The organism is Streptomyces sp. NPDC005722, assembly GCF_040630935.1.
Classification (GTDB): domain Bacteria; phylum Actinomycetota; class Actinomycetes; order Streptomycetales; family Streptomycetaceae; genus Actinacidiphila.
Genome location: NZ_JBEXYN010000042.1, coordinates 20,494 through 43,926 on the forward strand (window position 1 = coordinate 20,494; position 23,433 = coordinate 43,926).

Consider the following 23,433-nt stretch of genomic DNA (forward strand, 5'->3'; position numbering starts at 1 on the left):
CTGGGGCTGCCCCACTGCGAGGACACCGCCCCGCCCCGCGACGCCCCGCCCCGCACCGCGGGCACCTTCCAGCGCGGACCGGCGGAGCCCGTTCGACGACACGACCTGGGCCGCATCGCCCTGCCCGGTACGCGCATCCGCCGCGTCGCTGCGGTTCGCCGATGCCTGCCGCCGTTGCCGTCCGCCCGCGCGCCGTGCGGCGGGGCACCTCCCACCACCCGGTGCCCGCTCGCACGCGTCCGGCAATGTTCCGTCCCCCACATCGATCCGAAAGAGACGCCGAAGCCCCTTACTATGCTGGGCGGGCAGGTCATCCAGCCGCGCCCACGCCATCGACGGCTTCAGCGGAGGAAACCGGTGCGATTCCGGTGCGGTCCCGCCACTGTCACCGGGGCCGGCGCGTGAGCGCCGGGCCACGGGAGCCAGGAACTCCCGCCGTCCTCCACCGGCCCGGGGCGCGGACCCCGAGGAAGGCACGTCCGACGTGATCCTGCTGCTGTCGACCTCCGACACCGACCTGCTCAGCGCCCGCGCCGCGAACGCCGCCGGCGGCCCCGTCCCGATCCGCTTCGCCAACCCCGCCCGGCTGCCGCAGGACGAGCTGCCCGCTCTCCTCGACGGCGCCGACCTGGTCGTCGTACGGCTCCTCGGCGGCCGCCGCGCCTGGGAGGAGGGCCTGGACGCGCTGCTCGCGGGGCCGCGCCCGGTGGTGGTGCTCACCGGTGAACAGGCGCCGGACGCCCAGCTGATGGAGCTGTCCACGGTCCCCGTCGGGATCGCGGCCGAGGCCCACGCGTACCTCGCGCACGGCGGCCCGGCCAACCTGGCCCAGCTGGCCCGCTTCCTGTCCGACACGGTGCTGCTGACCGGCCACGGCTTCGAGCCCCCCGCCTCGGCCCCCTCCTGGGGCCGGCTGGAGCGCCCCGCCGCCGCGACCGGCGGCCCGCTGGTCGCCGTCCTCTACTACCGGGCCCACCACATGAGCGGCAACACCGCCTTCGTGGAGGCCCTCTGCGCCGCGATCGAGCAGGCCGGCGCCCGGGCGCTCCCGCTGTACGTGGCCTCGCTGCGCGCCCCCGAGCCCGAACTGCTCGACGCCCTGCGGGACGTGGACGCCGTCGTCACCACCGTGCTCGCGGCCGGCGGCACCCGGCCGGCCGACGCCTCGGCGGGCGGCGACGAGGAGGCCTGGGACGCGGGCGCGATCGCCTCGCTGGACGTGCCGGTGCTGCAGGCGCTCTGCCTGACCTCCTCCCGCGAGACGTGGGAGGGCAGCGACGAGGGCCTGTCCCCGATGGACGCCGCGACGCAGGTCGCCGTCCCCGAGTTCGACGGCCGGCTGATCACCGTCCCGTTCTCGTTCAAGGAGATCGACGCGGACGGCCTGCCCGTCTACGCCCCCGACGCCGAGCGCGCCGCCCGCGTCGCGGGCATCGCCGTCCGCCACGCGCGGCTGCGGCACATCCCGGTCGCGGAGCGCCGGCTGGCGCTGGTGCTGTCCGCGTACCCGACGAAGCACTCCCGCATCGGCAACGCGGTGGGCCTCGACACCCCCGCCAGCGCGGTCGCGCTGCTGCGCCGGCTGCGCGCGGAGGGCTGGGACTTCGGGGCCGAGGAGGAGATCCCGGGCCTGGTCTCCGGGGACGGCGACGAGCTGATCCGCGCCCTGATCGACGCGGGCGGCCACGACCAGGAGTGGCTGACCGAGGAGCAACTGGCCGCCAACCCGGTCCGCATCCCGGCCGCCGACTACCGCCGCTGGTTCGGCGCGCTGCCGCAGGAGCTGCGGGACGCGGTGACGGAGCACTGGGGGCCGCCGCCCGGCGCGATGTTCGTCGACACCAGCGCCAACCCCGAGGGCGACATCGTGCTGGCCGCGCTGCGCCGCGGCAACCTGCTGATCCTCATCCAGCCGCCGCGCGGCTTCGGCGAGAACCCGATCGCGATCTACCACGACCCCGATCTGCCGCCCTCCCACCACTACCTGGCCGCCTACCGCTGGATCGCCACGGCGCGGGCGGACGGCGGCTTCGGCGCCGACGCGATGATCCACCTGGGCAAGCACGGCAACCTGGAGTGGCTGCCCGGCAAGAACGCGGCCCTGTCCGCGGCCTGCGGCCCCGACGCCGCCCTCGGCGACCTGCCGCTGGTCTACCCGTTCCTCGTCAACGACCCCGGCGAGGGCACCCAGGCCAAGCGCCGTGCCCACGCCACCCTCGTCGACCACCTGGTGCCGCCGATGGCCCGCGCCGACTCCTACGGCGACATCGCGCGCCTGGAGCAACTGCTCGACGAGCACGCCGCGATCGCGTCCATGGACCCGGCCAAGCTGCCCGCCGTCCGCGCGCAGATCTGGACGCTCATCCAGGCCGCCAAGCTCGACCACGACCTGGGCCTGGAGGACCGGCCGCACGACGCCGAGTTCGACGACTTCCTGCTGCACGTCGACGGCTGGCTCTGCGAGATCAAGGACGCCCAGATCCGCGACGGCCTGCACGTGCTGGGCCGGGCCCCCACCGGCGCCGAGCGGGTCAACCTGGTGCTGGCCATCCTGCGGGCCCGGCAGATCTGGGGCGGTACGGCCGCGCTGCCGGGGCTGCGGGAGGCCCTCGGCCTGGACGAGTCGAAGGCCACCCGGCTCTCCGCGGACGCCGCCGAGGAGCAGGCCCGCGCACTGGTGCAGGCCATGGAGGACGCCGGCTGGGCGCCGGAGTCCGTCGCCGCGGTCGCGCAGGGCCTGCCCGGGGACGTCGCCCGGGTGCTGGACTTCGCCGCCCGGCAGGTCGTGCCGCGGCTGGCCCGTACGACGGACGAGACCGAGGCCGTCGTGCACGCGCTGAACGGCGGTGCCGTGCCCGCGGGTCCCTCGGGCTCGCCGCTGCGCGGGCTGGTCAACGTGCTGCCGACCGGCCGCAACTTCTACTCCGTCGACCCCAAGGCGGTGCCCAGCAGGCTCGCCTGGGAGACCGGCCAGGCCCTCGCGGACTCGCTGCTGGCCCGCTACCGCGAGGACGGTGACGGCAGCTGGCCGCAGTCGGTGGGCCTGTCGCTGTGGGGCACCAGCGCGATGCGTACCGCGGGCGACGACGTCGCCGAGGCGCTGGCGCTGCTGGGCGTGCGGCCGGTGTGGGACGACGCCTCCCGCCGCGTCACCGGCGTGGCGGCGGTCCCCGCCGCGGAGCTGGGCCGTCCGCGCGTCGACGTCACCCTGCGCATCAGCGGCTTCTTCCGGGACGCGTTCCCGCACGTGGTGGGCCTGCTGGATGACGCGGTGCGGCTGGTCGCGGGCCTCGACGAGCCGGACGAGGACAACTTCGTGCGCGCCCACACCCGCGCCGACCTCGCCGCGCACGGCGACGAACGCCGCGCCACCACCCGCATCTTCGGCTCCCGCCCGGGGACGTACGGCGCGGGCCTGCTGCAGCTGATCGACAGCCGCGACTGGCGCAGCGACGCCGACCTTGCCGAGGTCTACACCGTGTGGGGCGGTTACGCGTACGGGCGGGGCCTCGACGGGCGCCCGGCCCGGGAGGAGATGGAGACCGCCTACCGGCGGATCGCGGTGGCGGCGAAGAACACCGACACCCGCGAGCACGACATCGCCGACTCCGACGACTACTACCAGTACCAAGGCGGCATGGTCGCCACCGTCCGCGCGCTGACCGGCCGTTCCCCCGAGGCGTACATCGGCGACTCCACCCGCCCGGAGACGGTGCGCACCCGCACCCTGACCGAGGAGACCTCCCGGGTCTTCCGCGCCCGGGTGGTCAACCCCCGCTGGATCGCGGCGATGCGCCGGCACGGCTACAAGGGCGCCTTCGAGCTTGCCGCCACCGTCGACTACCTCTTCGGCTACGACGCCACGACGGGCGTCGTAGCCGACTGGATGTACGACAAGCTGGCCCGCACCTACGTCCTGGACCCGGAGAACCGGGCCTTCCTCCAGGAGGCCAACCCCTGGGCGCTGCACGGCATGGCGGAGCGGCTGCTGGAGGCGGAGTCGCGCGGCATGTGGGCCGAGCCGGACCCGGAGGTCGTCGAGCAGCTCCGCCAGGCGTTCCTGGAGACGGAAGGTGACCTGGAGGGCGGCGAGTAGGCCGTCACCCGATGGTCGGCGCCGCCGAGGCCGTGGCCGGCGGCGCGGCCGAGGGGTTGACCACGAGGGTCGGCTCGCCGGGGACGGGCGTCGGCGCGACCAGGTCCTTGGGGTCGGTGGTGGGGCTGGCGGTGGTCTGCGCGACGATCGTCGGGAAGTCCACCAGCCCGGTCCGCTCCATGACCGTGATGTGGTCCAGCACGGTGTCGTTGGCCTGGTCGGCCAGCTGCCGCACGAGGCTGTTCATGGTGGTGGAGCGGACCTTGGCGATCGTGTTGAAGATCTGGCCGTGGGTCAGCCGCAGGATGTTGGCGAGCTTGCTGTCGAAGTCGCCCCCGGAGGCGGAGGACAGGGTGCCGAGGAAGCCCATCTGCTGCGGGGTGGGCTGGTTGGGCAGCGGGATGCCGAGCTGGGCGGCCACCGTGCGGTCGGCGCTGTCCAGCGCTGTGTGCCCGTCGATGAGGTGCCGTCCGGCGGTCTTGACCGCCTGCGTCGTGCCCTTCTGCTCCGCCATCTGCCCGGCGGGGAACTCCCACAGCCCGGCGAGCCGCACCTTGACGACGAACTCCCGGTCGAGGGGGGTCAGCGGGCCGTACGGGGTGGTCACCGCCTGCGCCTCGGGGGAGGACGCCGCGACGTTCGCACCGGACATCGCCGGGTACACGAGCGCCGCGATCGTGCACACCAGCGCTCCGGCGACCAGGGCGGTCCCCGCCGTGAACCGGTTGGCCTTCATCGCGCCTCCAGGGTCGGGATTCGTACGCGCTTCCGGACCGTAGGGCCCGACGCGGCGTGACGGTACTCCTGCGCGATTTCCCTGAGCGCGGGCGGTGCTTGTTGGTACGGTGCAAACTTTCGCCTGTGCAACGGAACGGGCCGGGTGGGGGCGTTCCCCTCCTGTGCCGGGGCGCGGGGCGTGTCTCCCCCCGGTCTTGGGCGGGGCGACGGTTCCCCGTAACGCGGGCGTCGGCCGGGGGCGCGAGCCTGGGCGCATGGATGCCACCGAGCTGGCGCGTTCCCTCCTGGAGCCGGTCCCGGCGCACCGGACCGCCGGGATCCAGGTGCTGCGGGCCGGGGACTGCGCCGCCGAGGTGGCGCTGGACACCCCGTACGGGCTGACCAACGTGATCGGCAGCCTGCACTCCAGCGGGCTGATCGCGCTCCTCGACGCGGCGGGGCTGGCCGCGGTGATCGCCGCGGTCGAGGCCCCCGCGGAGTTCGACGGCGTGGTGCCGCTAGGTGCCGCGGCCACCGTCGAGTTCCTCGCCCCGGCACGCGGCCGGCTGGTCGCCTCGTGCGCACTGGACGGGTCCGCGCGGCGCGCGCTGCGGGCCGTGCTGTCCGGGGACGGCGACCGGGCGCGGCTGGGGACGGCCGCGGAGATCAGGGACGCGAGCGGCGCCGTGGTGTGCCGCGGCGGCTTCGACTGGAGCGTCCGCCGGATCCGCCGCGCCTGACCGGGAAACGCCCGGCGAACATCTGACGGCGGGACAGGGAAGGCGCCTCCGGCGCGCCGGCGGCGCCGTACGGTGACCGCACTGCAGGAGAGATCACCGGGGAGCGGGGCGAGAGGTGGGCGACTGGCTGAGCGCCGACAACGTGGTGGCGGTGCTGACCGCGCTGCTGGGTCTGGTCGTCTCCGTCGGGGTGGTCTGGTACGAACGCCGCGTCCCGCGCCGCCGGCGCATCGGTTACCGCGTCCAGATGGACACCCCCATCGGCAGCGACGACCCGGACGGCGGGGGCGGCGCCCCCAACGTACGGCTCGGGCTCTTCAACGACCTCCCCGACATGTCGGACGCCACGCTGGTCCTGATCCGCGTCGAGAACGACGGCGGCGAGGCCATCACCGACACCGACTACACCAACCGGGACCACGACCGCGCGCTCACCGTCGTCTTCGCGGGCCGCACGGTACGCGGCGTCGCCGTCACCGAGGCCGACTCCGGTCTGCTGATGGACCACTTCGCCCCCGCCGGGGACACCGGCGGCGTACGCCACCAGGGCAACGTGATCCACCTGCCCCGGGTCCCCCTCAACCGGGGCCAGCACTTCAAGCTGCTCGTGCTCCTCACCGGCGGCCACGTCGGCGGCGGCGTCCGGGTCACCGGCGGCATCCGCGACGGCGTGGTGGTGCCCAACAAGGCCATGCCGGTCGATTCCAAACCGCCGCTGTTCAGCCGGGCCGCCCGGTGGCTGACGATCCTGCTCACCCTCTGCGTGACGGTCCTGGCCGCCATCATCGTCGTCCGCGAGGACCCGCCGCCGCCCATCGGCTGCGCCACCGGACGGCTCACCGTCACCGGCTCCACGGCCTTCGCCCCGGTGATGCGCGAGCTCGCCCGCCGCTACGCCGAGGACTGCCCCGACGCGCGGATCACGGTCGACGCGCACGGCAGCAACGAGGGCGTCCGCGAACTGGCCGACTCCCGGGCCCCGGGCGTCCTCGCCCTCTCCGACGGCCCCAAGCCGGAGGGCAACCCCCGCCTGGAGGAGAACCGCGTCGCCGTCTCCGCCTTCGCGCTGGTCGTCAACGACGACGTCCCCGTCAGGGACCTGACCGTCAGCCAGATACGGCGCATATACAACGGCTCCGTCGTCAACTGGAGCCAGCTGGGCGGCCCCGACCTGCCCGTCCTCCTCGTCAGCCGCAACGCCGACTCCGGCACCCGCGACCTGTTCCGCCGCCACCTCCTCGGCGGCCGCGGCGAGCCCGCGTTCACCTCACGCGACTGCCGCACCCGCAACTCCCCCGAGGACAAGGTCGTCCGCTGCGAACTGGACAGCACCGACCAGGTCCTGGCGACCGTCGCCCGCCTCCCCGGCGCCATCGGCTACGGCGAACTGCGCGCCGCCACCGGCTCCCGCGGCCTGCACCCCCTGGCCATCAACGGCCGCACCCCGACCCCGGCCGCCATCGGCGACAGCAGCTACCCCTTCACGGAGATCGAGTACGCCTACACCTACGACCGCCCCGCCACCGGATCGCTCGCCGCGAGCTTCCTCAACTACATGATCCGCGGCGCCGGCCAGGACGTCGTCCGGTCCCACGGCCACCTCCCCTGCTACAGCCCCGAAGGCCTCCCCCGCTGCCACCCCTGAGGCCCCGGGGGCACGCCGGATGTACCGGGGGGCGTCACGTGGGGTTCGCCCGGGCGTGGGGCGGGGTGGCGGGGGGCGGCGTTACCGTGGGGACAGACGTACGCGCGTTCGCGCGGACCCGGAGGTGAGAGGCGACATGACGACGCTCCCGCACCCCGCGGACCTGGATCTGCTCGCCGGGATGCAGGTCGACTACACCGACCAGGACGACCCCGTGCTGATCCGCCCGGACGGCAGTCCGGTCGAGACGTGGCGCGAGAACTACCCGTACGACTTCCGCATGGAGCGCAAGGAGTACGAGTGGCACAAGCGGCTCCAGCAGATAGAGCTGCTGAAGCTGCAGGGCTGGGTCAAGGAGACCGGCCGGCGGCTGGTGATCGTCTTCGAGGGGCGCGACGCGGCCGGCAAGGGCGGGACGATCAAGCGCTTCACCGAGCACCTGAACCCGCGCGGGGCGCGGGTGGTGGCGCTGGAGAAGCCCACCGAGCGTGAGCGCGGGCAGTGGTACTTCCAGCGGTACGTGGAGCACCTGCCGACCGCGGGGGAGATCGTGCTCTTCGACCGGTCCTGGTACAACCGGGCCGGCGTCGAGCGGGTCATGGGCTTCTGCACGGAGCACGAGTACCAGCGGTTCATGCGGCAGGCGCCCGCGTTCGAGCGGATGCTCGTGGACGACGGCATCGACCTGGTGAAGTTCTGGTTCTCCGTCTCGCGCGACGAGCAGCGCACCCGCTTCACCATCCGCCAGGTCGACCCGGTGCGGCAGTGGAAGCTCAGCCCGATGGACCTGGCCTCCCTCGACCGGTGGGACGACTACACCGAGGCCAAGGTCACGATGTTCCGGGAGACCGACACCGAGCAGGCGCCCTGGACGGTGGTGAAGAGCAACGACAAGAAGCGGGCCCGCGTGGAGGCGATGCGCGCCGTGCTGGGCCGCTTCGACTACGGCGACAAGGACGAGGAGGTCGTGGGGGTGCCCGACCCGCGGATCGTCGGCGCCGCGGCGAACCTGCTCGAGGCCGGCGAGGCCTGAGCGTTCCCCTGGGGGTGGACGGGGGTGGGCGATCCGTCCACTGCCCGTTCCCGGCCCGGACGGCTCGTTCTCTGGTGGCGGCTCCCGCCCCGTACACCCCGTACGCCCCGTGCGTCCCGCGCCCGGGCCCGTGACGCGGGCGAGGCCGCCCCGGAGGTTCCCGGGGCGGCCTCGCCCGCGTGCGGCGCCGGACGGCGTCACTTGGTGAAGTACATGTACTTCCAGGGGCCGTAGGTCGTGGTGTTCACGGAGTCGCCCGAGGAGCCCTTGACGTACGAGGACCGCATGCGGGCCCGGATGCCGGACTCACCGGGCGCGCCGAGCTGCACGGCCGACCTGCCGTTGGTGGCGAGCTTGAAGTACTGGCTGCCGCTCGAGTACCACTTGCCCTGGTAGTAGACCTGCAGCTCGAACCGCTGCTTGCGGTTCTTGTAGTAGCTCATGGTCGTGGTGAACACCGGGTCGGTGTTCTTGTGGAACCAGTAGTACGTGGTCGAGCCGATCTTGCCCGTCTTGTAGTGCCGGGAGACGGACGTGGAGACCTTGACCTGGGTGCCGACCGAGCGGGACACGGACTTCGGCGCCGAGTAGAAGTCACCGCCGAACGAAGCCCAGAAGGTCGTGTTCCGGCTGAGCTTGTAGGTCACCTTGAAGTCGCCGGAGCGGTTGACGGTGCCGGTCTTCACCAGCTTCTTCGTACCGTCCGCCGTCTTGGCGTAGATCGACACCACGCGGCTCTTGCCGGTCTTGCCGAGGTGGGCGGTGACGGTGGCCGTCGAGCCGTACGAGTAGGTCGAGTGGTTGGTCTTGATGCTGACCGAGGTGGCCACGCGGGAGACCGAGACGCTGTCCTTGCCGGTGGCCGCGGTGTGCGTGGCGTCGCCCGCGTAGGCGGCGGTGTAGGTGACGGTGCCACCCGTGGTCGGGGTGTCCGTGAAGGTGAACGTGCCGTTGGACGCGACCGACTTGGTGCCGAGCGACTTGCCCTTGGGGCTGGTGAGGTCGGTCCGGGTGACCGTGACCTTGGTACCGGCGGGGAAGGGCGCGGAGGCCGTGAGCCTGCCGGTGACCGTGATCTTCGTGGCGCGCTTGGCCGTCGTGGGGGCGTTGACGGTGAGGGTGCTGGCGGCCCGGGCGACGTTGACGGTGTCCTTGGCCGTGGCGGCGGCGTGGGTGGTGTCGCCGGCGTAGGTGACCGTGTAGGTGTTGTTGCCCTGGGCGGCCGGGGTGTCCTTGATCTGGAAGGTGCCGTCCTCGGCGACGGTCGCGGAGGCCAGCGGAGTGCCGGTCGTGTTCCGGCTGTCGGTACGGGTGACGGTGACCTCGGCGCCGGCCGCGAAGGGTTCGGTCGAGCCGAGGGTGCCGGTGACCGTGACCTGGGCGCCGGGCAGCGCCGTCGTGGGGGCGTTGACGGTGAGGGTGGTGGCGGCCCGGGCGACGTTGACGGTGTCCTTGGCCGTGGCGGCGGCGTGGGTGGTGTCGCCGGCGTAGGTGACCGTGTAGGTGTTGTTGCCCTGGGCGGCCGGGGTGTCGTTGATCTGGAAGGTGCCGTCCTCGGCGACGGTCGCCGTGCCGAGGGAGGTGCCTTCCGCGTCGGTGGGGTCGGTGCGGGTGACGGTGACCTCGGTGCCGGCCGCGAGGGGTTCGGTCGAGCCGAGGGTGCCGGTGACCGTGACCTGGGCGCCGGGCAGCGCCGTCGTGGGGGCGTTGACGGTGAGCGTGGAGGCGGCCTTGGCCGGGTCCTCCAGGACGCGCAGCGTGGGCTGCCGGCCGTTGACGGTCACGGCGAAGAGGCGGCTGCCGTCAGGGGCCCAGGCCAGCCCGGAGTCGGCAAGCTCGCCGCCGGTGAGGTCGTAGTCGCGCAGCTGCTTGCCTGCGCCCGGCTTGAAGAGGTAGAGGTCCGGGGAGTAGTAGCCGACGATGCCCGCGGCGACGGTGCCGTCGGGGGCCACGGCCACCGAGTTGGGGTAGGGAGCCGTCGTGTAGTGGCCGACGTCGCCGAGGTCGGAGGTGTGGAACACCTCCTGCTCGTACGGGGCGCCGCTGGCGGTGATCACCTGCGTGCCGTCCGGGGTGAGCGCGAGGTCTCCGAGGTTGCTGGCGTCGAGCCGTCGCTCCGCTTGCTCCCGCGGGGTGCCGGAGGACACGTTGTACGAGCGCAGCGTGGCCGGGCTGATGCCCGGTTCCCCGGCGACGAGCACGTCCGGGGCGTCGGGAGTGGTGGCGAGGAGGGGGGCGTAGTACCAGCTGCCGTCCAGCCCGAGGGTGACGACCGGTTCGGCCGGCGGGGAAGCGTGCGTGGGTGCGAGGTCCAGCGAGCCGAGGTTGCCGGCGGCGGCGTCGCCGTAACCGAACCAGATCTTCTCCCCGGTCCGGGCCAGGGTCCTCGGGTGGGTGCCCACCCCGACGGGGTAGCGGGCGATCTCGGAGAGGGTGGCCGTGTCGATCGCGGCGATTGCGTCCGCCTCGGGCAGGGCAACGTACAACGTGGAGGAGTCCGCGGACAGCACGAGCCCGGCGGCGCCGGCCTCCGAGACGATCTCCTTGAGAACACCACCGGCGTAGTCGGTGACGACGACCTCGCTGTCGTCGGGGCTGCTGATGAAGACACGCTGGTGGACGCCGTCCACGACCATGTCGTCGAAGGAGTTCGCCGGCAGGGCGGCGGCGCTGTCGGCCGCGGCCGGCGTTGCCGTGACCCCGAGCAGTGATGCGGTGGCGAGCAGGACGGACAGAGCCGTCCCGCCCGCGAGGTGGCGGGTGCGCAAGCTGGTTCCCCCCAGGCAGGCGTGGGTGGCCGGAGGTCCTCCGGCGAGATTGGGGTGCGCCGTGGGGCGCGGACGCCCGTGGTGGGGCCGGCGCACCTACGTCGGCGTCAAGGCGGAACGCTACGTCATGCCAGTGACAGCGGGCCACCACATTGACGGCCCGCGCTGATCCATTACCGCCGCTTCGCCCGGCGATGGGGATACCGTGCCCGATTCGATGCCCGGTGGCGTACAACCTTTCCGCGAGGGGGTTGTGTTCAGCCGTTCGCGATCCGCACGGTGACCGTCCATTCCCGCAGTCCCAGGCAGGCCACCTGGTCCGGGGCGGTGGGTGAGGCGCACAGCGGCTGGGTGGCGGTGAGCCGTGCCGTGCCGGGGGCGGCGGCGCGGTAGGCGGCGATGGTGTCGCCGCGGGGGGCGCCGATGCCCGCGTTGGTGGGGACGAGGGCGGCGCCCTCGCCGGTGACGCGGGACCAGGGGCGGTCGGGCGTGCCGTCGAGGGTGACGCGGACCGTGCCGCCGGCGGTGATACAGACGGTGCGGCCGGTGTCCGCGGCGGTGAGCGCGGCCTCGGCCGCGCAGGCCCCTGCCGTACCGGTCCCGGTCCCCGTGCCGGCGCTGCCGGTGCCGCTCGGGGAGCCGCTGGGGCTGCCCCCCGCTGGGCCGCCGGACTGCGCGCCGCAGCCGGTCAGCAGGAGTGCGGTCGCCGCGACGGCCGCGGCTGTTGTAGGTCGCATGGATGGCCTCCTTTCCGCTTTGACGTGTCACAGACGCAAATGGGTCCCTGGGGTGCCGCCGGTGCCGTCCGCGGTCGTCGTTGCGCGGGCGGCGGCACCCGCCAGGGCGTACCTACCCGCGGTACGGGACCTCGATCACGCCCGGCCCGGGCCGGGACCGGTTCGAGGGGCGGCGAGGGCTTGCTGCCGCGTTCCGGCCGCCGCCGGCCTCCGGCCGGGGGGCCGGTGCGACCGTGTGCGCCGCTGGCGGCTCGGCGGCGACGCCCCGATCCGGGGGAGGTATCGCCCATATTCCATGTGTGTGCCCGGCCCATGCCCGCCGGTCCTTGACCTTGTCGCAGCGTCAAGGTCTCTACTGGGCTCATGCGCATCGGAGAACTCGCCGCCCTCGCCGGGGTCACCACCCGCACGGTGCGGCATTACCACCGCATCGGGCTGCTGCCCGAGCCCGCGCGCCGGGTCAACGGCTACCGCGACTACGGTCTGCGCGCCGCCGTCGAGCTCACCCGCATCCGGCGCCTGACGGAACTCGGCCTCGGCCTGGACGAGGTCAGGGACGTGCTCGCCGACGACGCCGGCAAGGACCTGCACGAGGTGCTGGCGGAGCTCGACGCGGACCTCGCCCGGCAGGAGGAGGCCATCCGCTCGCGCCGGGCCCGCCTCGCCGAACTCCTCGCACAGGCCGAGGCCGGCGGCGGACTGCCCGCCGAGGCTCCGGTGTCCCCGGAACTGGCGACCCTCTTCGCCGAGATGGCCCGGACCTCCGCCGAACTCCCGGGCCCCGAGCCCGCGATGGCCGTGCGGGAGCGCGAACTGCTCGCGCTGCTGGACACGACGGGCACCCCCGAGGCCCGCAGTTGGCTCAGCGGTCTGCTGCAGTCCATGGCCGCCGACCCCGGGGCGATGCGCCGCGCCTACGCGGTGTACGCGCTGATGGACGAACTGGCCGGGGCGGCCGTGGACGACCCCCGGGTCGCCGAGGCGGCCCGGGCGATCGCCGACTCCGTCCCGGACGAGGTCGCCGCCTCGATCGACGTCTCCGGCGAGGACCTCGCGGCGGCGGGCGGCGCGGAGGGCGGCTTCATGGCGGCCTTCTTCGAGGACCACGCCCCCGCCCAGGCGGAGGCCGTGCGTCAGGCGATCCTGCTGATGCGGGAGCGTGCCCGGTGAGCCGCCGGGGGGCGTGGGCGCTGGGCGCCCTGGTGCTGGCCGAAGCCGTGCTCGTCGCGTGCCTGGTGGCGGGCGTGCCGGTGCCGGAGCCGGTGCTCTGGGGCGCCGAGGCGTGCACGACCGCCGTGCTGCTGTGGCGGCTGCCGCGCGTGGTGCGGGCCCACCGGGACGCGCGGCGGCGGGGCCTGACCCGCCGCTCCGCGGCCTGGACCGCCCTGCGGGACACCGTCCCGGCGCCCGCGCGGCGGCTGATGCGCCACGAACTCAGCCTCTCGGTGAGCCTGGTGCGCTGGATCGCGCGCCGGCCGCACGGGGTGGGTGCGGGCGCCGTGGCCGTCCCGTACACCGGGGCGCAGACGGCGACGATGTACGGCTTCCTCTTCGTCTCCGTCGTCGAGACGGTGGTGCTGGCCCTCGTCATCCCCTGGCCCGCGGTGCACGCCGTCACCCTCGTCCTCGACGTCTGGGGCTGCTTCTTCGTACTGGCCATGCACGCGGCCTGTGTGGTGCGCCCGCACGTCGTCGGGGCGGACGGCTCGCTGCGGCTGCGCTACGGCGCCCTCGTCGACGTCCGCGTGCCCGCCGGGGGGATCGCCGCGGCCCGCGTCGACCGGCGCTTCCCCGACGGGCGGCTCGTGTCGGTCGCCGGGGACGGCACGGTCGACCTGGTCGTCGGGGGCCAGACCACGGTGACCGTCGAACTGACCGAGCCCGTCACGTTCCTGCGTCCCCTCGGGGCGCCCGTGCGGGCCCGCGTCCTGCGCTTCCACGCCGACGACCCACGCGCGGCCGTCGCGGCCCTGGGGGTGGGCGCGGTACCGGGGGCTCGGGTAACGTAGCCGTCCCCAGCAGTGGACGTACCGAGGAGGTGAGACCCATTACCGCCATGTCAGGTTGGGTGCTCTCCTCCGGCGGCCCTGCGGTCCGGACGACCTAGGCCGTCGAGAGCGCCCCGCGGCGCCCCGAAAGGCCCCCATGTCCTCCGCTTCGCCCGCACCATCCGGACCCTCCTCCAGACCCTCTCCCTCGGGCCCGTCCTCCTCTTCCGGAGCTTCTGCGCCCGGGCCGGCCGCCCCCCTTTCTGCCCCCTCGGGTCCCGCTCTCCCGGGCCCGGCTGCTCCCGTTCCGGCTTCCGTTCCGGCCCCCTCCGGTTCCGGCGCCGCGCCCTCGCTCGCCCCGGTCGTGTCCGTGCTCCGCGCCGCCGGCTGCGTGTTCGCGGAGGACGAGGCCCGGCTGCTGGCCTCCGCCGCCCGGACGCCCGGGGAGCTGGCCGCCATGGTGGAGCGCCGGGTGGCCGGGCTGCCGCTCGAACATGTCGTGGGCTGGGCCGAGTTCTGCGGTCTGCGCATCACGGTCGGCCCCGGGGTCTTCGTCCCGCGCCGGCGTACGGAGTTCCTCGCCCAGGAGGCCGCCGCGCTCGGGCGCGCCCTGGGCCGGCCCGGTGCCGTCGTGGTCGACCTGTGCTGCGGCTCCGGTGCGGTGGGCGCCTTCCTGGCGTCCGTGCTCGACCGGCCCGTGCTGCACGCGGCCGACATCGACCCGGTGGCGGTGGCCTGTGCCCGCCGGAACCTCGCGGCCGCGGCCGGTGACGTCCACGTCCACGAGGGCGACCTCTACGACGCCCTCCCCGCGGAGCTGCGCGGCCGCGTCGACGTGCTGGTCGCGAACGTGCCGTACGTCCCCAGCGGGGCCGTCTCCCTCCTTCCGCCTGAGGCCAGGGACCACGAGCCCCTGGTCGCCCTCGACGGCGGGGCGGACGGCCTCGACGTCCTCCGCAGGGTCGCCGCCGCGGCACCCGCGTGGCTCGCGCCGGGCGGCAGGCTCCTCTTCGAGACCGGTGAGGAGCAGGCCCCGGCCGCCGTCGCCGCGGTCGCCCGGGCCGGGCTGGAGGCGCGGGTGGCCGTGTCGGAGGAGCTGTACGCGACGGTCGTGATCGCCTCGGCCCCGGTGGCGTAGCCCGGCCCGGCTCGGGGCGGCCGCCCTGCGCCCTCCGCGGCCCGCCGGTGGGTGATCCGGCGGGCCGGAATGCATCGCCGTGCGTCAATCCGTCGTTCCTCCGCGTCAAGCCACGCCGTATCGAGTGACGCAGGCCACATGGCCTGCGTCACTCGATGGGCGATTTGTCCGGGTCTGCATGTGACGTAGCCGATATGGCATGCGTCACTTTCGGGGTCCCTTAGTAGCCCGTCCCCCGGAATCCCCTTCCCGCGCCTGAGCGGCGGGACTTTCGTCCCTGGTCCCACAACTAATCCCGTTAGTAACAGGGGTGCATTGACCTCGGGATTTATGTCGGCCAACAATTCATGGCGTACCCCACGGAAGAGGAATTACTCGAATGCAGATCTCCGCTATGTCGAAGCTCAACCGCGTCGCCAAGGCCAAGAAGATCTCCCTCGGCTGCGCTGCCGCGAGCGTCGCCGTCGTCGCCGGTGGCGTGGCCATGGCCCCCACCGCCTCCGCCGCCCCCATGGCGCAGTCGGGCTCCGTCAACACGTGGATCAACGAGTCCCTTAAGGTGATGCGCGCCAACGGCATCCCGGGCACTTACAACGGGATCTACAAGAACCTGATGCGTGAGTCCTCGGGCAACCCGAACGCCATCAACGGCTGGGACTCGAACGCGGCCAAGGGAATTCCCTCCAAGGGTCTGATGCAGGTGATCGACCCGACCTTCAAGGCCTACCACGTCGCCGGTACCTCGTGGAACATCTACGACCCGGTCGCCAACATCACCGCCGCCTGCAACTACGCGGCCCACGTCTACGGCACGATCGACAACGTCAACTCGGCGTACTGATCGCGCACGCAAAAGCTTTTCCTGGGGACGCCCCCGGCAGCCACGGCCGCCGGGGGCGTCCCCCTTTTCCCGTCCCGTCTTTCCACCGCCTTTTCCGGCGCGCCTGCTTTCCCGCCCGGCCGGTTTCCTCCCCGGGCCTGGACAGGCGAACGGCGCTGGTCCACGCTGTCCGACCATGACCGTCGCCCCTGACCGCGCGGCCGAGGCCGAGGCCCTGCACGCCGCCGCCGAGGACATAGCCGCCCTGCTCCGCGCGTGCCCGGACACCTCGGCGCCGATACCCGGCGCCGAGTGGACGGTCGGCGAGGCCGCGGCGCACCTGGTGCTCGCGGGCGAACTCATGGCCGCGCTGGCCGAGGGCCGCGAGCAGTCGTACGGCGACGGCACCCCCGGCGGCCTCGCCGCGGCGAACGCCGCGTCCCTGGCCGCCTTCCCCGAGCGCGACGGCCGGATCCTGGCGGACGGCATCGTGCGGCACACCCGCGCGTTCACCGACGCGGCCGCGACCCGGCCGCCCGGCCTGCCGGTGCTCACCCCGCTCGGCCCCATGGACCTGGCCACGCTCGGCTCGTACCTGCTCACCCACCTGCTCGGGCACGGCTACGACATCGCGGTCGCCCTGCGCCGGCCCCACATGGTGGACCGCGAGCGGGTCGCCCGGTGCATGCCCTTCCTCAGGGCGGCCATGCCGCGCGTCGTGGACCCGCGGGCGGCGTCCGGCTTCTCCGCCTGCTACGTGCTGCGCGTCCCCGGGATCACCCGCTTCGCCGTGACCTTCACCGACGGTGCCGCCGACGTCACGGACGAGCCGCCGCGCCGTCCGGACTGCACCATCACCACCGAGCCGGTCACCTTCTTCCTGATCGCGCTCGGCCGCCGGGGCGCCACCGCCGCCATGGCCCGCGGCAGGATCGCCGCCTGGGGACGCCGTCCCTGGCTGGCCCCCCGCTTCCCCGCCCTCTTCAGCGCGCCGTAAGTCACCCGCCGGGTTTCCGGCCCGGCCCCGGGCGCCTCAGCGGACGGCGGCGGTGGCCCGGAAGGTGCGCCGGTAGGCCAGCGGGGAGACGCCGATGGCGGCGTGGAGGTGCTGCCGCAGCGAGGTCGCGGTGGCGAAGCCCACCTCGCCCGCGATGCGGTCCACCGGGAGGTCGCTGGATTCCAGCAGGTGCCGGGCCCGGGCGACGCGCTGCTGGATCAGCCACTTCCCCGGGCTCGTGCCGACCTCGTCCCGGAAGCGCCGGGCGAAGGTCCGCAGGCTCATCCGCGCGTGGTCCGCGAGGTCGTTCAGGGTGAGCGGCAGGTCGAGGTGCTCCAGGGCCCACTGCCGCGTCGCCGCCGTGCCGGCGTCCGCGGCCTGCGGCACCGGCTGCTCGATGTACTGCGCCTGGCCGCCGTCCCGCCAGGGCGGTACGACGCAGCAGCGGGCCACGAAGTTGGCGACCGCGCTGCCGTGGTCCGCGCGCACCAGGTGCAGGCAGACGTCCACGCCGGAGGCGGCCCCGGCCGAGGTGAGGACGTCGCCGTCGTCCACGAACAGCACGTCCGCGTCGAGTGCCACGGCGGGGAACATCTGCCGGAAGCGGTCGGCCAGCGCCCAGTGGGTGGTGGCGGGGCGTCCGTCGAGGAGGCCCGCGGCGGCGAGCGCGAAGGCGGCCGTGCAGATGGAGACGATCCGGGTGCCCGGCCGGATCGCCGCGAGCGCGGCGGCGACCGGGGCGGGGAGTTCGGCGGCGATCCGCGCCTGGTCGTACGGCGGGATCACGACGGTGTCGGCGGTGGCCAGCACCTCGGGACCGTTCTCGACGGCGACCGAGAAGTCGGCGTCCGTGCGCACGGGGCGTCCGTCGACGGTGCAGGTCAGCACCTCGTAGCGACCCCGGGCGGAGCCGAAGACGCGGTTGGGGATGCCCAGCTCGAAGGGATAGACGCCGTCGAGGGCGAGGACGACCACACGATGCATGGCACGATCTTATCGGATGATGGCAATCAGGCCATTTTCCCGGCGGGCGCCGGACCGCAGGCTGGGGGCATGAACGACACGACCCCTCACACCATGCGCGCGATCACCCAGGACGTCCTCGGCGGCCCGGAGGTGCTGCGCGAGGCGGAGTCGGCGCGCCCCACCGCCGGCATCGGGCAGGTGCTCGTCCGCGTCCACGCCGCCGGGCTCAACCCGACCGACACCAAGCACCGGCAGAGCGGGCTCTTCCTCGGCAACCCGCCGTTCGTCCTCGGCTGGGACGTCTCCGGCGTCGTGGAGGAGACCGGGCTGGGGGTGGCCCTCTTCCAGCCCGGCGACGAGGTCTTCGGCATGCTCCCCTACCCGTACGGGGCCGGCTCCCACGCCGAGTTCGTCACCGGGCCCGCCCGCGCCTTCGCGCGGAAGCCGTCCGCGATGAGCCATGTGGAGGCCGCCGCGGTCCCGCTGGTCGCGCTCACCGCCTGGCAGGCCCTGGTCGACGTCGCCGGGCTCCGCCCCGGGCAGCGCGTGCTGATCCCCGCGGCCGCGGGCGGCGTCGGCCACGTCGCGGTCCAGATCGCCAAGTCCCGCGGCGCGTACGTCATCGGCACCGCCAGCGCCGCCAAGCACGAGTTCCTGCGCGGCCTCGGCGCGGACGAGGTGGTCGACTACCGCGCGACCGACTACACCGAGGCCGTCCGCGACGTGGACGTCGTCCTCGACCCGCTCGGCGGCGCCGAGTCCGTCCGCGCCCTGCGCACCCTGCGCGAGGGCGGGCTGCTCGTGACGCTCCTCCCGGTCGGCGTCGCCGAGCTGCGCGCGGAGGCCGAGCGCCGGGGGGTGCGCGCCACGGGCATGCTCGTCGAGGCCGACCACGCCGGCATGACCGCGGTCGCCCGCCTGGTCGAGGAGGGCGCGCTGCGCGTCACGGTCGCACAGACCTTCCCCCTGTCCGAGGCCGCGAAGGCGCACGCCGCGCTGGAGACCGGACGTACCACCGGGAAGCTGGTCCTCACCGTGCGCTGACGCCGACGCGGCCGTCGAGCCGTACGGGCACCGGGGCAGGGCTCGAACCTGCGTCCACCCGGTCCCGAGCCGGGAGCTCCACCACTGAGCTTCCCGGTGCCCGTACGGGCCGGCGACGGGGGCAGGGCTCGAACCTGCGTCCAACCGGTGAAGAGCCGGCCGCTCCACCACTGAGCTTCCCCGTCGGTGCCCCGATCCTGACCGCGGCGGCAGCGGGGCGTCAACGTATTTCGGCGTCGAGCTCCGCCGCCGCCGGGCGGAGCGGGCGGCCCGAGAAGAAGCCCGCCGAGCGCAGCACTCCGGCCAGCACCGGGTCACCGACCTCCACCCCGTGCACGAGCTCCGGAGTGGGCCGGAAGGGCACCGGGCCCGCCGCCGGCAGCGGTTCGGTCCAGCCACTCGCGACGGGATCGACGCCGTGCCGCCGGCACACCTCCTCCACCAGCGAGCGCGGGCACTCCGCCGCACCGCGCAGCACCTGCCAGGGCAGCGGCAGTTCGGCCCACACGCCGGTGTCAGGGTGCAGCCCCCCGCCGGTCTCCCGGTGCCAGGCGGCCACGTCCGCGGCGACGAGGAGCAGGACCTTGCCGGGGCAGTACCGGTCGGCGATCTCCTCGGCGGCCAGGGCCCGCAGCAGCGCGAACCAGTGGGCCCGGGCCTTGGTCCAGGCCCGGGCGGCCTGGTTCCAGGTGGTCGAGTCGTCGCCGCGGCGCACGATCATCGTCGTCCGGTCCAGGGGCTGCCGCCGCCATGCGGCTTCCAGGAGTTCGGCCACGTCCAGCAGGAAGCGGTACCAGATCCCGAGCAGCCGTCCCCGCTGCCCGTCGTCGAGGTGGCCGAGCACCTCGGCGGTGGGGTGGACGTGCGCGACGGCGTACCAGTTGGTGCGGTCCGGCCGCTGTCGCAGCTCCCCGAACAGGGCGTCCGCCACCTCGTCGTAAGGGCGTTGCTGGCCTGACACCGTGAACTCGCTGCGCAGGTTGGCGCGGGCGGTGAGGTAGGCCACGAAGGCGGCGGTCGGGGTGTCGGCCGCGAACTCCTCGTACGACAGCCGCGAGGCGAGACCGCTCTTGCCGATCAGCGTCACCTCCCGCTTGCGCTGCTCCACCAGGATGCGCGCCAGCTTGGCCTCCATGCGGCGCAGCAGCCGGAACCGCTTGTTGTACTGCCGCTTCGACATCTCGCCGAGCCCGGCGTCGGCGCGCCCGGCGCGGTCGAGGCGGTCGCTCAGGAAGTCGCTCGCCCCGAACCTCTTGGCGATCCGCTCACCGGCCGCCCGGACCGCCGCCTCCACCTGCGCCGGATCGTCCCCGGCCGACCCGGCCGACCCGGCCGCCTCCGGCAGCCCCGGGAACAGCTCGGCGGCGCGGGCCAGCTGGCGCTGCGCCCCGACGGGCCGCGCGAAATCCTCCAGCATCGAGGTGTAGCCGTGCCACAGCGTGCGCAGGGACCCGCTCGCCGCCCTCTCCAGCGTCAGCCGGGTACGGCGGGCGGGACGTCGGCCGTCGCCGTCGAGCAGCAGCCGGAGGGCGAGGTGGGCGATGTCCTCGGGGCGCTTGCGCCGGTCGAGGGACGCGTGCAACTCCCGCAGGACCGAGGTGTTCTGCGACATGCGCCCAGGCTGGCGCACCCGGCGGCGGGGCACCACCGGTTAATCGGGGCCATCGTCAACTTCGGGTTGACGATGGGTGAGCGTCAACCTATCGTTGACGCATGACGCAGCAGATCCGGCTCGACGACCTGATCGAAGCCATCAAGCAGGCCCACCCCCACGCCCTCGACCAGCTCTCGGACGCCGTCATCGCCGCCGAGCACCTGGGCGAGGTCGCCGACCACCTCATCGGGCACTTCGTCGACCAGGCCCGGCGGTCCGGCGCCTCCTGGACCGACATCGGCAAGAGCATGGGCGTGACCAAGCAGGCCGCCCAGAAGCGCTTCGTCCCCAAGGACCTCGGCGCCCCCGACCTCGACCCCTCGCAGGGCTTCTCGCGTTTCACCCCGCGCGCCCGCAAGGTCGTCATGGCCGCCCACGCCGAGGCCAGGACGGCCCGCAACCCCGAGGTCCGGCCCGAGCACCTCGCCCTCGGGCTGCTCAGCGAACCCCAGGCCCTCGCCGCCCTCGCCATGACGGCCCAGGGCGTCGGCCTCGACGCCGTCCGCACCGCCCTCACCGCGGCCCTCCCCGCGGCCGTGGACGAGGTCCCCGAACTCGTCCCGTACGACCTCGCCTCCCGCAAGGTCCTCGAACTCACCTTCCGCGAGGCCCTCCGCCTGGGCCACAACTACATCGGCACCGAGCACCTCCTGCTCGCCCTCCTCGAACTGGAGGCGGGCGACGGCCCGCTGACCTCCCTCGGCCTCGACAAGCCCACCACCGAACGCCACATCGCCGCGGCCCTCACCGAGATCACGGGCGGCACGCCCGAGCCGAAGTAGCCCCCGGCGGCGGATCGCCACGACGCCTCGGGCCGTGGTGTCCTCCGGAGCGGCCCGGGGTGTGGCACGTGCCGGGCGCAGGAGTTCCTGTCATGCGATGTCGAAAGGGGGGGTTTGCCCGCTAGGGTTCACTTCGGCCGGACGGATGTGTCCGGCGTCACATGACAGAGGGTGTCGCGCCGCCACCGCACGTCGGACCCGGCCGTGCGACAGGGGGGTTCATGCACGAGATGGTCAAGGGCGCCAACGTGGGTCTGGCGGCGCTCAGTGAGGACACCGGCTCCGTGGTCGTGAGCCTGGCGTGGAGCAGTACGACGGGTGAGGGGGACGCCGACGTCTCCGTGCTGCTCCTGGACGCCAACGGAAAGGTCCGCAGCGACGAGGACTTCTTCTTCTACAACAACGTGGCCGCCCGGGACGGCAGTGTGCAGCTCCTGGGGAAGACGCCGACCGCAGCCGGCAACGAGGACCGGATCAGCATCGACCTGACCGCGATCCCGGCGACGGTGGAACGGATCGTCGTGGCCGCGAGCCGCGACGCCCACGCGCGCTTCGGTGACCTGGACGACCTGCGGCTGGAGCTTGCGGACCGGGGCGGGGAGCCGTTGCTCGGGTTCCAGATCAACGATGCCGACGTGGAGACCGCGTTCCTGTTCGGCGAGCTCTACCGGCGCGGTGAGGAGTGGAAGTTCCGCGCCATCGGGCAGGGGTACGAGACCGGCCTCGCCGGACTGGCCACGGACTTCGGCATCGACGTGGACGACGCCGACGACGCCCCTGAGACCGGGACCGAGACCGCGATCGCGACGGAGCCCCGTGCGGTAGGGAGCACGGCGTCCCCTGCCGCGCCCGCGGCCGTCGAGGCCCCACCCGCGACCACCGTGTCCGCGCCGACCGTGCCCGCACAGGCCGGGCCTCGTGAACCGGCCACCCCTGGCACGCCCCGGCGCCCCCGGACCGCGAAGAAGAAGGTCACGCTGCCCAGGACGGCCAGGAAGTCGCTGGCCGAGAACGACACATGGCGCCAGGCCCGGCTCTTCCCGGCGTCGTCGCTCAAGAGCGACCGGGAACGCGAGACGCGCGCGACCTCGGTCCTGCTGTCCGTGATGGCGCAGGTGCCGGAGTTCGGCCGCAGGCTCACCGCCGCTTTCGGGGCGCCCGCCGGACGCATGGAGACGTTCGCCGAAGTCTCCCTGCCGCACGGGGACACACCGAAGCGGCCGGACGGCGTGATCCGTGTCGAGCGCGCCGGCAAGCTGTGGACCGCCCTGGTGGAGACGAAGACCAACGGCAACCAGCTGAAGTCCGAGCAGGTCCAGGCCTACATGGACATCGCGGCCCGCAGGGCGTACGAGGCCGTCATCACCCTGTCCAACGACGTGGCCCTCGAGGGAAGCCCGCTCGTCACGGTCAAGACCGACGGACGGCGCAAGCACAAGGTCGCCCTCTGGCACCTCTCCTGGGCGGAGGTGACGCAGCAGGCCCAGATGCTCATCCGCCACGAGGGCCTGGGAAACGCCGCGCACATGTGGCTCCTCCAGGAACTGCTGCACTACCTCCAGCACGAGAACTCCGGTTGCCACGGATTCCAGAACATGGGCGCGGCCTGGGTGCCGGTGCGCAACGGCATCGACGACGAGACCATCTGCCAGGGCGATCCACGTGCCGTCGAGGTCGTGGAGAGCTGGGAGCGGCTGATCCGGCAGGTGTGCCTGCGGCTGGGCGGTGAACTGGGGACGAAGGTGCTCCCGGTGCAGCCCGGCCGCCGCCGCGGCGCCGACCCCGGCGCGTACCGCGCGCAACTGGCCGACGAGCTGTGCGAGCACGGGCGTCTGAACGCCGGCCTGCGCGTCGACGGGGCCCCCGGCGTGCTGGGGCTCACTGCTGATCTGCGTACCGGCAGGCTCCGTACCTCCATCGACGTCCCGGCTCCGGAGCAGGGGTACCCACTGGCCTTGGTCAAGCGGGTCGTGCGCCAGTTGTCCGAGGCCCCCGCCGACCTGCACATCGAGACGCTGGTCGAGGGTCAGGCCGGCGGGCCGCGCGGGACGCTGGAACGGCTGCGCCCCGAGCCTGCCGACCTGTTGCCGAAGGAGGGCGCGACGATCACCGGCTTCAGGCTCTCGCTCCTCAAGGGCATGGGGAGCACCCGGGGTACTGCGGAGTCCGGCTTCATCCGCAGCGTCGACGACGCCGTGAACCGCTTCTACTCCGGGGTCGTCACCCATCTGGAACGCCGCGGCGGCCGGGCCACCGCGACGGTCTGATCAGCCGCCCCGGGCCGTCGTACCGGGCAGGGGGCGGATCG

At 73.7% G+C, this 23,433-nt stretch carries 17 protein-coding genes, 2 tRNA genes and 1 riboswitch; of the genes, 12 read left to right on the top strand and 7 right to left on the bottom strand.

What is annotated here, in order from left to right; genetic code table 11:
* Window positions 1–347: 347 nt before the first annotated feature.
* Window positions 348–432, top strand: a riboswitch (cobalamin riboswitch).
* Between the two features lie 52 nt (window positions 433–484).
* A complete protein-coding gene (gene cobN, locus ABZ479_RS33085; protein WP_500464996.1) occupies window positions 485–4,096 on the top strand; it encodes a cobaltochelatase subunit CobN in 3,612 nt (1,203 codons plus the stop codon).
* Between the two features lie 4 nt (window positions 4,097–4,100).
* Here cobN and ABZ479_RS33090 read toward each other — a convergent pair whose 3' ends face one another.
* Window positions 4,101–4,832, bottom strand: a complete 732-nt coding sequence (locus tag ABZ479_RS33090) for a DUF4142 domain-containing protein (RefSeq protein WP_499599471.1) — start codon at window positions 4,830–4,832, stop codon at window positions 4,101–4,103.
* Between the two features lie 256 nt (window positions 4,833–5,088).
* Here ABZ479_RS33090 and ABZ479_RS33095 point away from each other — a divergent pair, with 256 nt between their 5' ends.
* The 3 genes from ABZ479_RS33095 (at window position 5,089) to ppk2 (ending at window position 8,231) form a co-directional block, all read left to right on the top strand.
* Window positions 5,089–5,553 (top strand): DUF4442 domain-containing protein, encoded by a 465-nt coding sequence (locus tag ABZ479_RS33095; RefSeq protein WP_500464997.1) that lies wholly within the window; start codon window positions 5,089–5,091, stop codon window positions 5,551–5,553.
* 115 nt (window positions 5,554–5,668) lie between these two features.
* Window positions 5,669–7,198, top strand: a complete 1,530-nt coding sequence (locus tag ABZ479_RS33100) for a PstS family phosphate ABC transporter substrate-binding protein (RefSeq protein WP_500464998.1) — start codon at window positions 5,669–5,671, stop codon at window positions 7,196–7,198.
* A 136-nt stretch (window positions 7,199–7,334) separates the two neighbouring features.
* The gene (ppk2, locus tag ABZ479_RS33105; protein WP_500464999.1) at window positions 7,335–8,231 is read left to right on the top strand and encodes a polyphosphate kinase 2; all 897 of its coding nucleotides are present in this window, start codon (window positions 7,335–7,337) and stop codon (window positions 8,229–8,231) included.
* 197 nt (window positions 8,232–8,428) lie between these two features.
* On the opposite strand, the gene ABZ479_RS33110 is transcribed toward ppk2, so the two are convergent.
* Both ABZ479_RS33110 and ABZ479_RS33115 read right to left on the bottom strand, forming a co-directional pair.
* Window positions 8,429–10,999, bottom strand: coding sequence for a hypothetical protein (locus ABZ479_RS33110; protein WP_500465000.1), 2,571 nt, complete (start codon window positions 10,997–10,999; stop codon window positions 8,429–8,431).
* A 257-nt stretch (window positions 11,000–11,256) separates the two neighbouring features.
* Window positions 11,257–11,736 (bottom strand): hypothetical protein, encoded by a 480-nt coding sequence (locus ABZ479_RS33115; protein WP_500465001.1) that lies wholly within the window; start codon window positions 11,734–11,736, stop codon window positions 11,257–11,259.
* 363 nt (window positions 11,737–12,099) lie between these two features.
* Between ABZ479_RS33115 and ABZ479_RS33120 the strand changes: the two genes are divergently transcribed.
* The 5 genes from ABZ479_RS33120 to ABZ479_RS33140 all read left to right on the top strand — a co-directional run bounded on the left by ABZ479_RS33120 (window position 12,100) and on the right by ABZ479_RS33140 (window position 16,679).
* Window positions 12,100–12,906, top strand: a complete 807-nt coding sequence (locus ABZ479_RS33120) for a MerR family transcriptional regulator (RefSeq protein WP_500465003.1) — start codon at window positions 12,100–12,102, stop codon at window positions 12,904–12,906.
* Window positions 12,903–13,745, top strand: coding sequence for a hypothetical protein (locus ABZ479_RS33125; protein ID WP_500465004.1), 843 nt, complete (start codon window positions 12,903–12,905; stop codon window positions 13,743–13,745). The genes ABZ479_RS33120 and ABZ479_RS33125 overlap by 4 nt, the downstream gene beginning before the upstream one ends.
* A 343-nt stretch (window positions 13,746–14,088) precedes the next feature.
* Complete coding sequence (locus ABZ479_RS33130; protein WP_500465005.1) at window positions 14,089–14,862, top strand: putative protein N(5)-glutamine methyltransferase; 774 nt, start codon at window positions 14,089–14,091, stop codon at window positions 14,860–14,862.
* A gap of 379 nt (window positions 14,863–15,241) precedes the next feature.
* The gene (locus tag ABZ479_RS33135; RefSeq protein WP_499599484.1) at window positions 15,242–15,703 is read left to right on the top strand and encodes a transglycosylase SLT domain-containing protein; all 462 of its coding nucleotides are present in this window, start codon (window positions 15,242–15,244) and stop codon (window positions 15,701–15,703) included.
* Window positions 15,704–15,878: 175 nt separating this feature from the next.
* Complete coding sequence (locus ABZ479_RS33140) at window positions 15,879–16,679, top strand: maleylpyruvate isomerase family mycothiol-dependent enzyme (RefSeq protein ID WP_500465006.1); 801 nt, start codon at window positions 15,879–15,881, stop codon at window positions 16,677–16,679.
* A 36-nt stretch (window positions 16,680–16,715) separates the two neighbouring features.
* Here the strand turns inward: ABZ479_RS33140 and ABZ479_RS33145 are convergent, their stop codons facing one another.
* Complete coding sequence (locus ABZ479_RS33145) at window positions 16,716–17,663, bottom strand: GlxA family transcriptional regulator (RefSeq protein WP_500465007.1); 948 nt, start codon at window positions 17,661–17,663, stop codon at window positions 16,716–16,718.
* Between the two features lie 69 nt (window positions 17,664–17,732).
* Here ABZ479_RS33145 and ABZ479_RS33150 point away from each other — a divergent pair, with 69 nt between their 5' ends.
* On the top strand, window positions 17,733–18,689 hold the full coding sequence (locus tag ABZ479_RS33150) for an NADP-dependent oxidoreductase (RefSeq protein WP_500465008.1): 957 nt from the start codon (window positions 17,733–17,735) through the stop codon (window positions 18,687–18,689).
* 26 nt (window positions 18,690–18,715) lie between these two features.
* On the opposite strand, the gene ABZ479_RS33155 is transcribed toward ABZ479_RS33150, so the two are convergent.
* The 3 genes from ABZ479_RS33155 to ABZ479_RS33165 form a co-directional block, all read right to left on the bottom strand.
* Window positions 18,716–18,789, bottom strand: a tRNA-Pro gene (locus ABZ479_RS33155).
* A gap of 13 nt (window positions 18,790–18,802) precedes the next feature.
* A tRNA-Lys gene (locus ABZ479_RS33160) sits at window positions 18,803–18,874 on the bottom strand.
* 35 nt (window positions 18,875–18,909) lie between these two features.
* On the bottom strand, window positions 18,910–20,301 hold the full coding sequence (locus ABZ479_RS33165) for a hypothetical protein (protein ID WP_500465009.1): 1,392 nt from the start codon (window positions 20,299–20,301) through the stop codon (window positions 18,910–18,912).
* Between the two features lie 101 nt (window positions 20,302–20,402).
* Between ABZ479_RS33165 and ABZ479_RS33170 the strand changes: the two genes are divergently transcribed.
* Window positions 20,403–21,125, top strand: a complete 723-nt coding sequence (locus tag ABZ479_RS33170; RefSeq protein WP_500465010.1) for a Clp protease N-terminal domain-containing protein — start codon at window positions 20,403–20,405, stop codon at window positions 21,123–21,125.
* Window positions 21,126–21,346: 221 nt separating this feature from the next.
* Entirely contained in the window at window positions 21,347–23,392 is a 2,046-nt protein-coding gene (locus ABZ479_RS33175) for a TerD family protein (protein ID WP_500465011.1), read from the top strand.
* The last annotated feature ends 41 nt before the right edge of the window (window positions 23,393–23,433 follow it).

Excerpts from the sequence above, each read along its gene's own strand:
- ABZ479_RS33135 (WP_499599484.1), top strand. The coding sequence starts at position 15,242 with ATGCAGATCTCCGCTATGTCGAAGCTCAACCGCGTCGCCAAGGCCAAG.
- ABZ479_RS33115 (WP_500465001.1), bottom strand. The coding sequence starts at position 11,736 with ATGCGACCTACAACAGCCGCGGCCGTCGCGGCGACCGCACTCCTGCTG.
- ABZ479_RS33175 (WP_500465011.1), top strand. The coding sequence starts at position 21,347 with ATGCACGAGATGGTCAAGGGCGCCAACGTGGGTCTGGCGGCGCTCAGT.
- ABZ479_RS33095 (WP_500464997.1), top strand. The coding sequence starts at position 5,089 with ATGGATGCCACCGAGCTGGCGCGTTCCCTCCTGGAGCCGGTCCCGGCG.
- ABZ479_RS33170 (WP_500465010.1), top strand. The coding sequence starts at position 20,403 with ATGACGCAGCAGATCCGGCTCGACGACCTGATCGAAGCCATCAAGCAG.
- ABZ479_RS33145 (WP_500465007.1), bottom strand. The coding sequence starts at position 17,663 with ATGCATCGTGTGGTCGTCCTCGCCCTCGACGGCGTCTATCCCTTCGAG.
- ABZ479_RS33120 (WP_500465003.1), top strand. The coding sequence starts at position 12,100 with ATGCGCATCGGAGAACTCGCCGCCCTCGCCGGGGTCACCACCCGCACG.
- ABZ479_RS33165 (WP_500465009.1), bottom strand. The coding sequence starts at position 20,301 with ATGTCGCAGAACACCTCGGTCCTGCGGGAGTTGCACGCGTCCCTCGAC.
- ppk2 (WP_500464999.1), top strand. The coding sequence starts at position 7,335 with ATGACGACGCTCCCGCACCCCGCGGACCTGGATCTGCTCGCCGGGATG.
- ABZ479_RS33150 (WP_500465008.1), top strand. The coding sequence starts at position 17,733 with ATGAACGACACGACCCCTCACACCATGCGCGCGATCACCCAGGACGTC.
- ABZ479_RS33090 (WP_499599471.1), bottom strand. The coding sequence starts at position 4,832 with ATGAAGGCCAACCGGTTCACGGCGGGGACCGCCCTGGTCGCCGGAGCG.
- ABZ479_RS33140 (WP_500465006.1), top strand. The coding sequence starts at position 15,879 with ATGACCGTCGCCCCTGACCGCGCGGCCGAGGCCGAGGCCCTGCACGCC.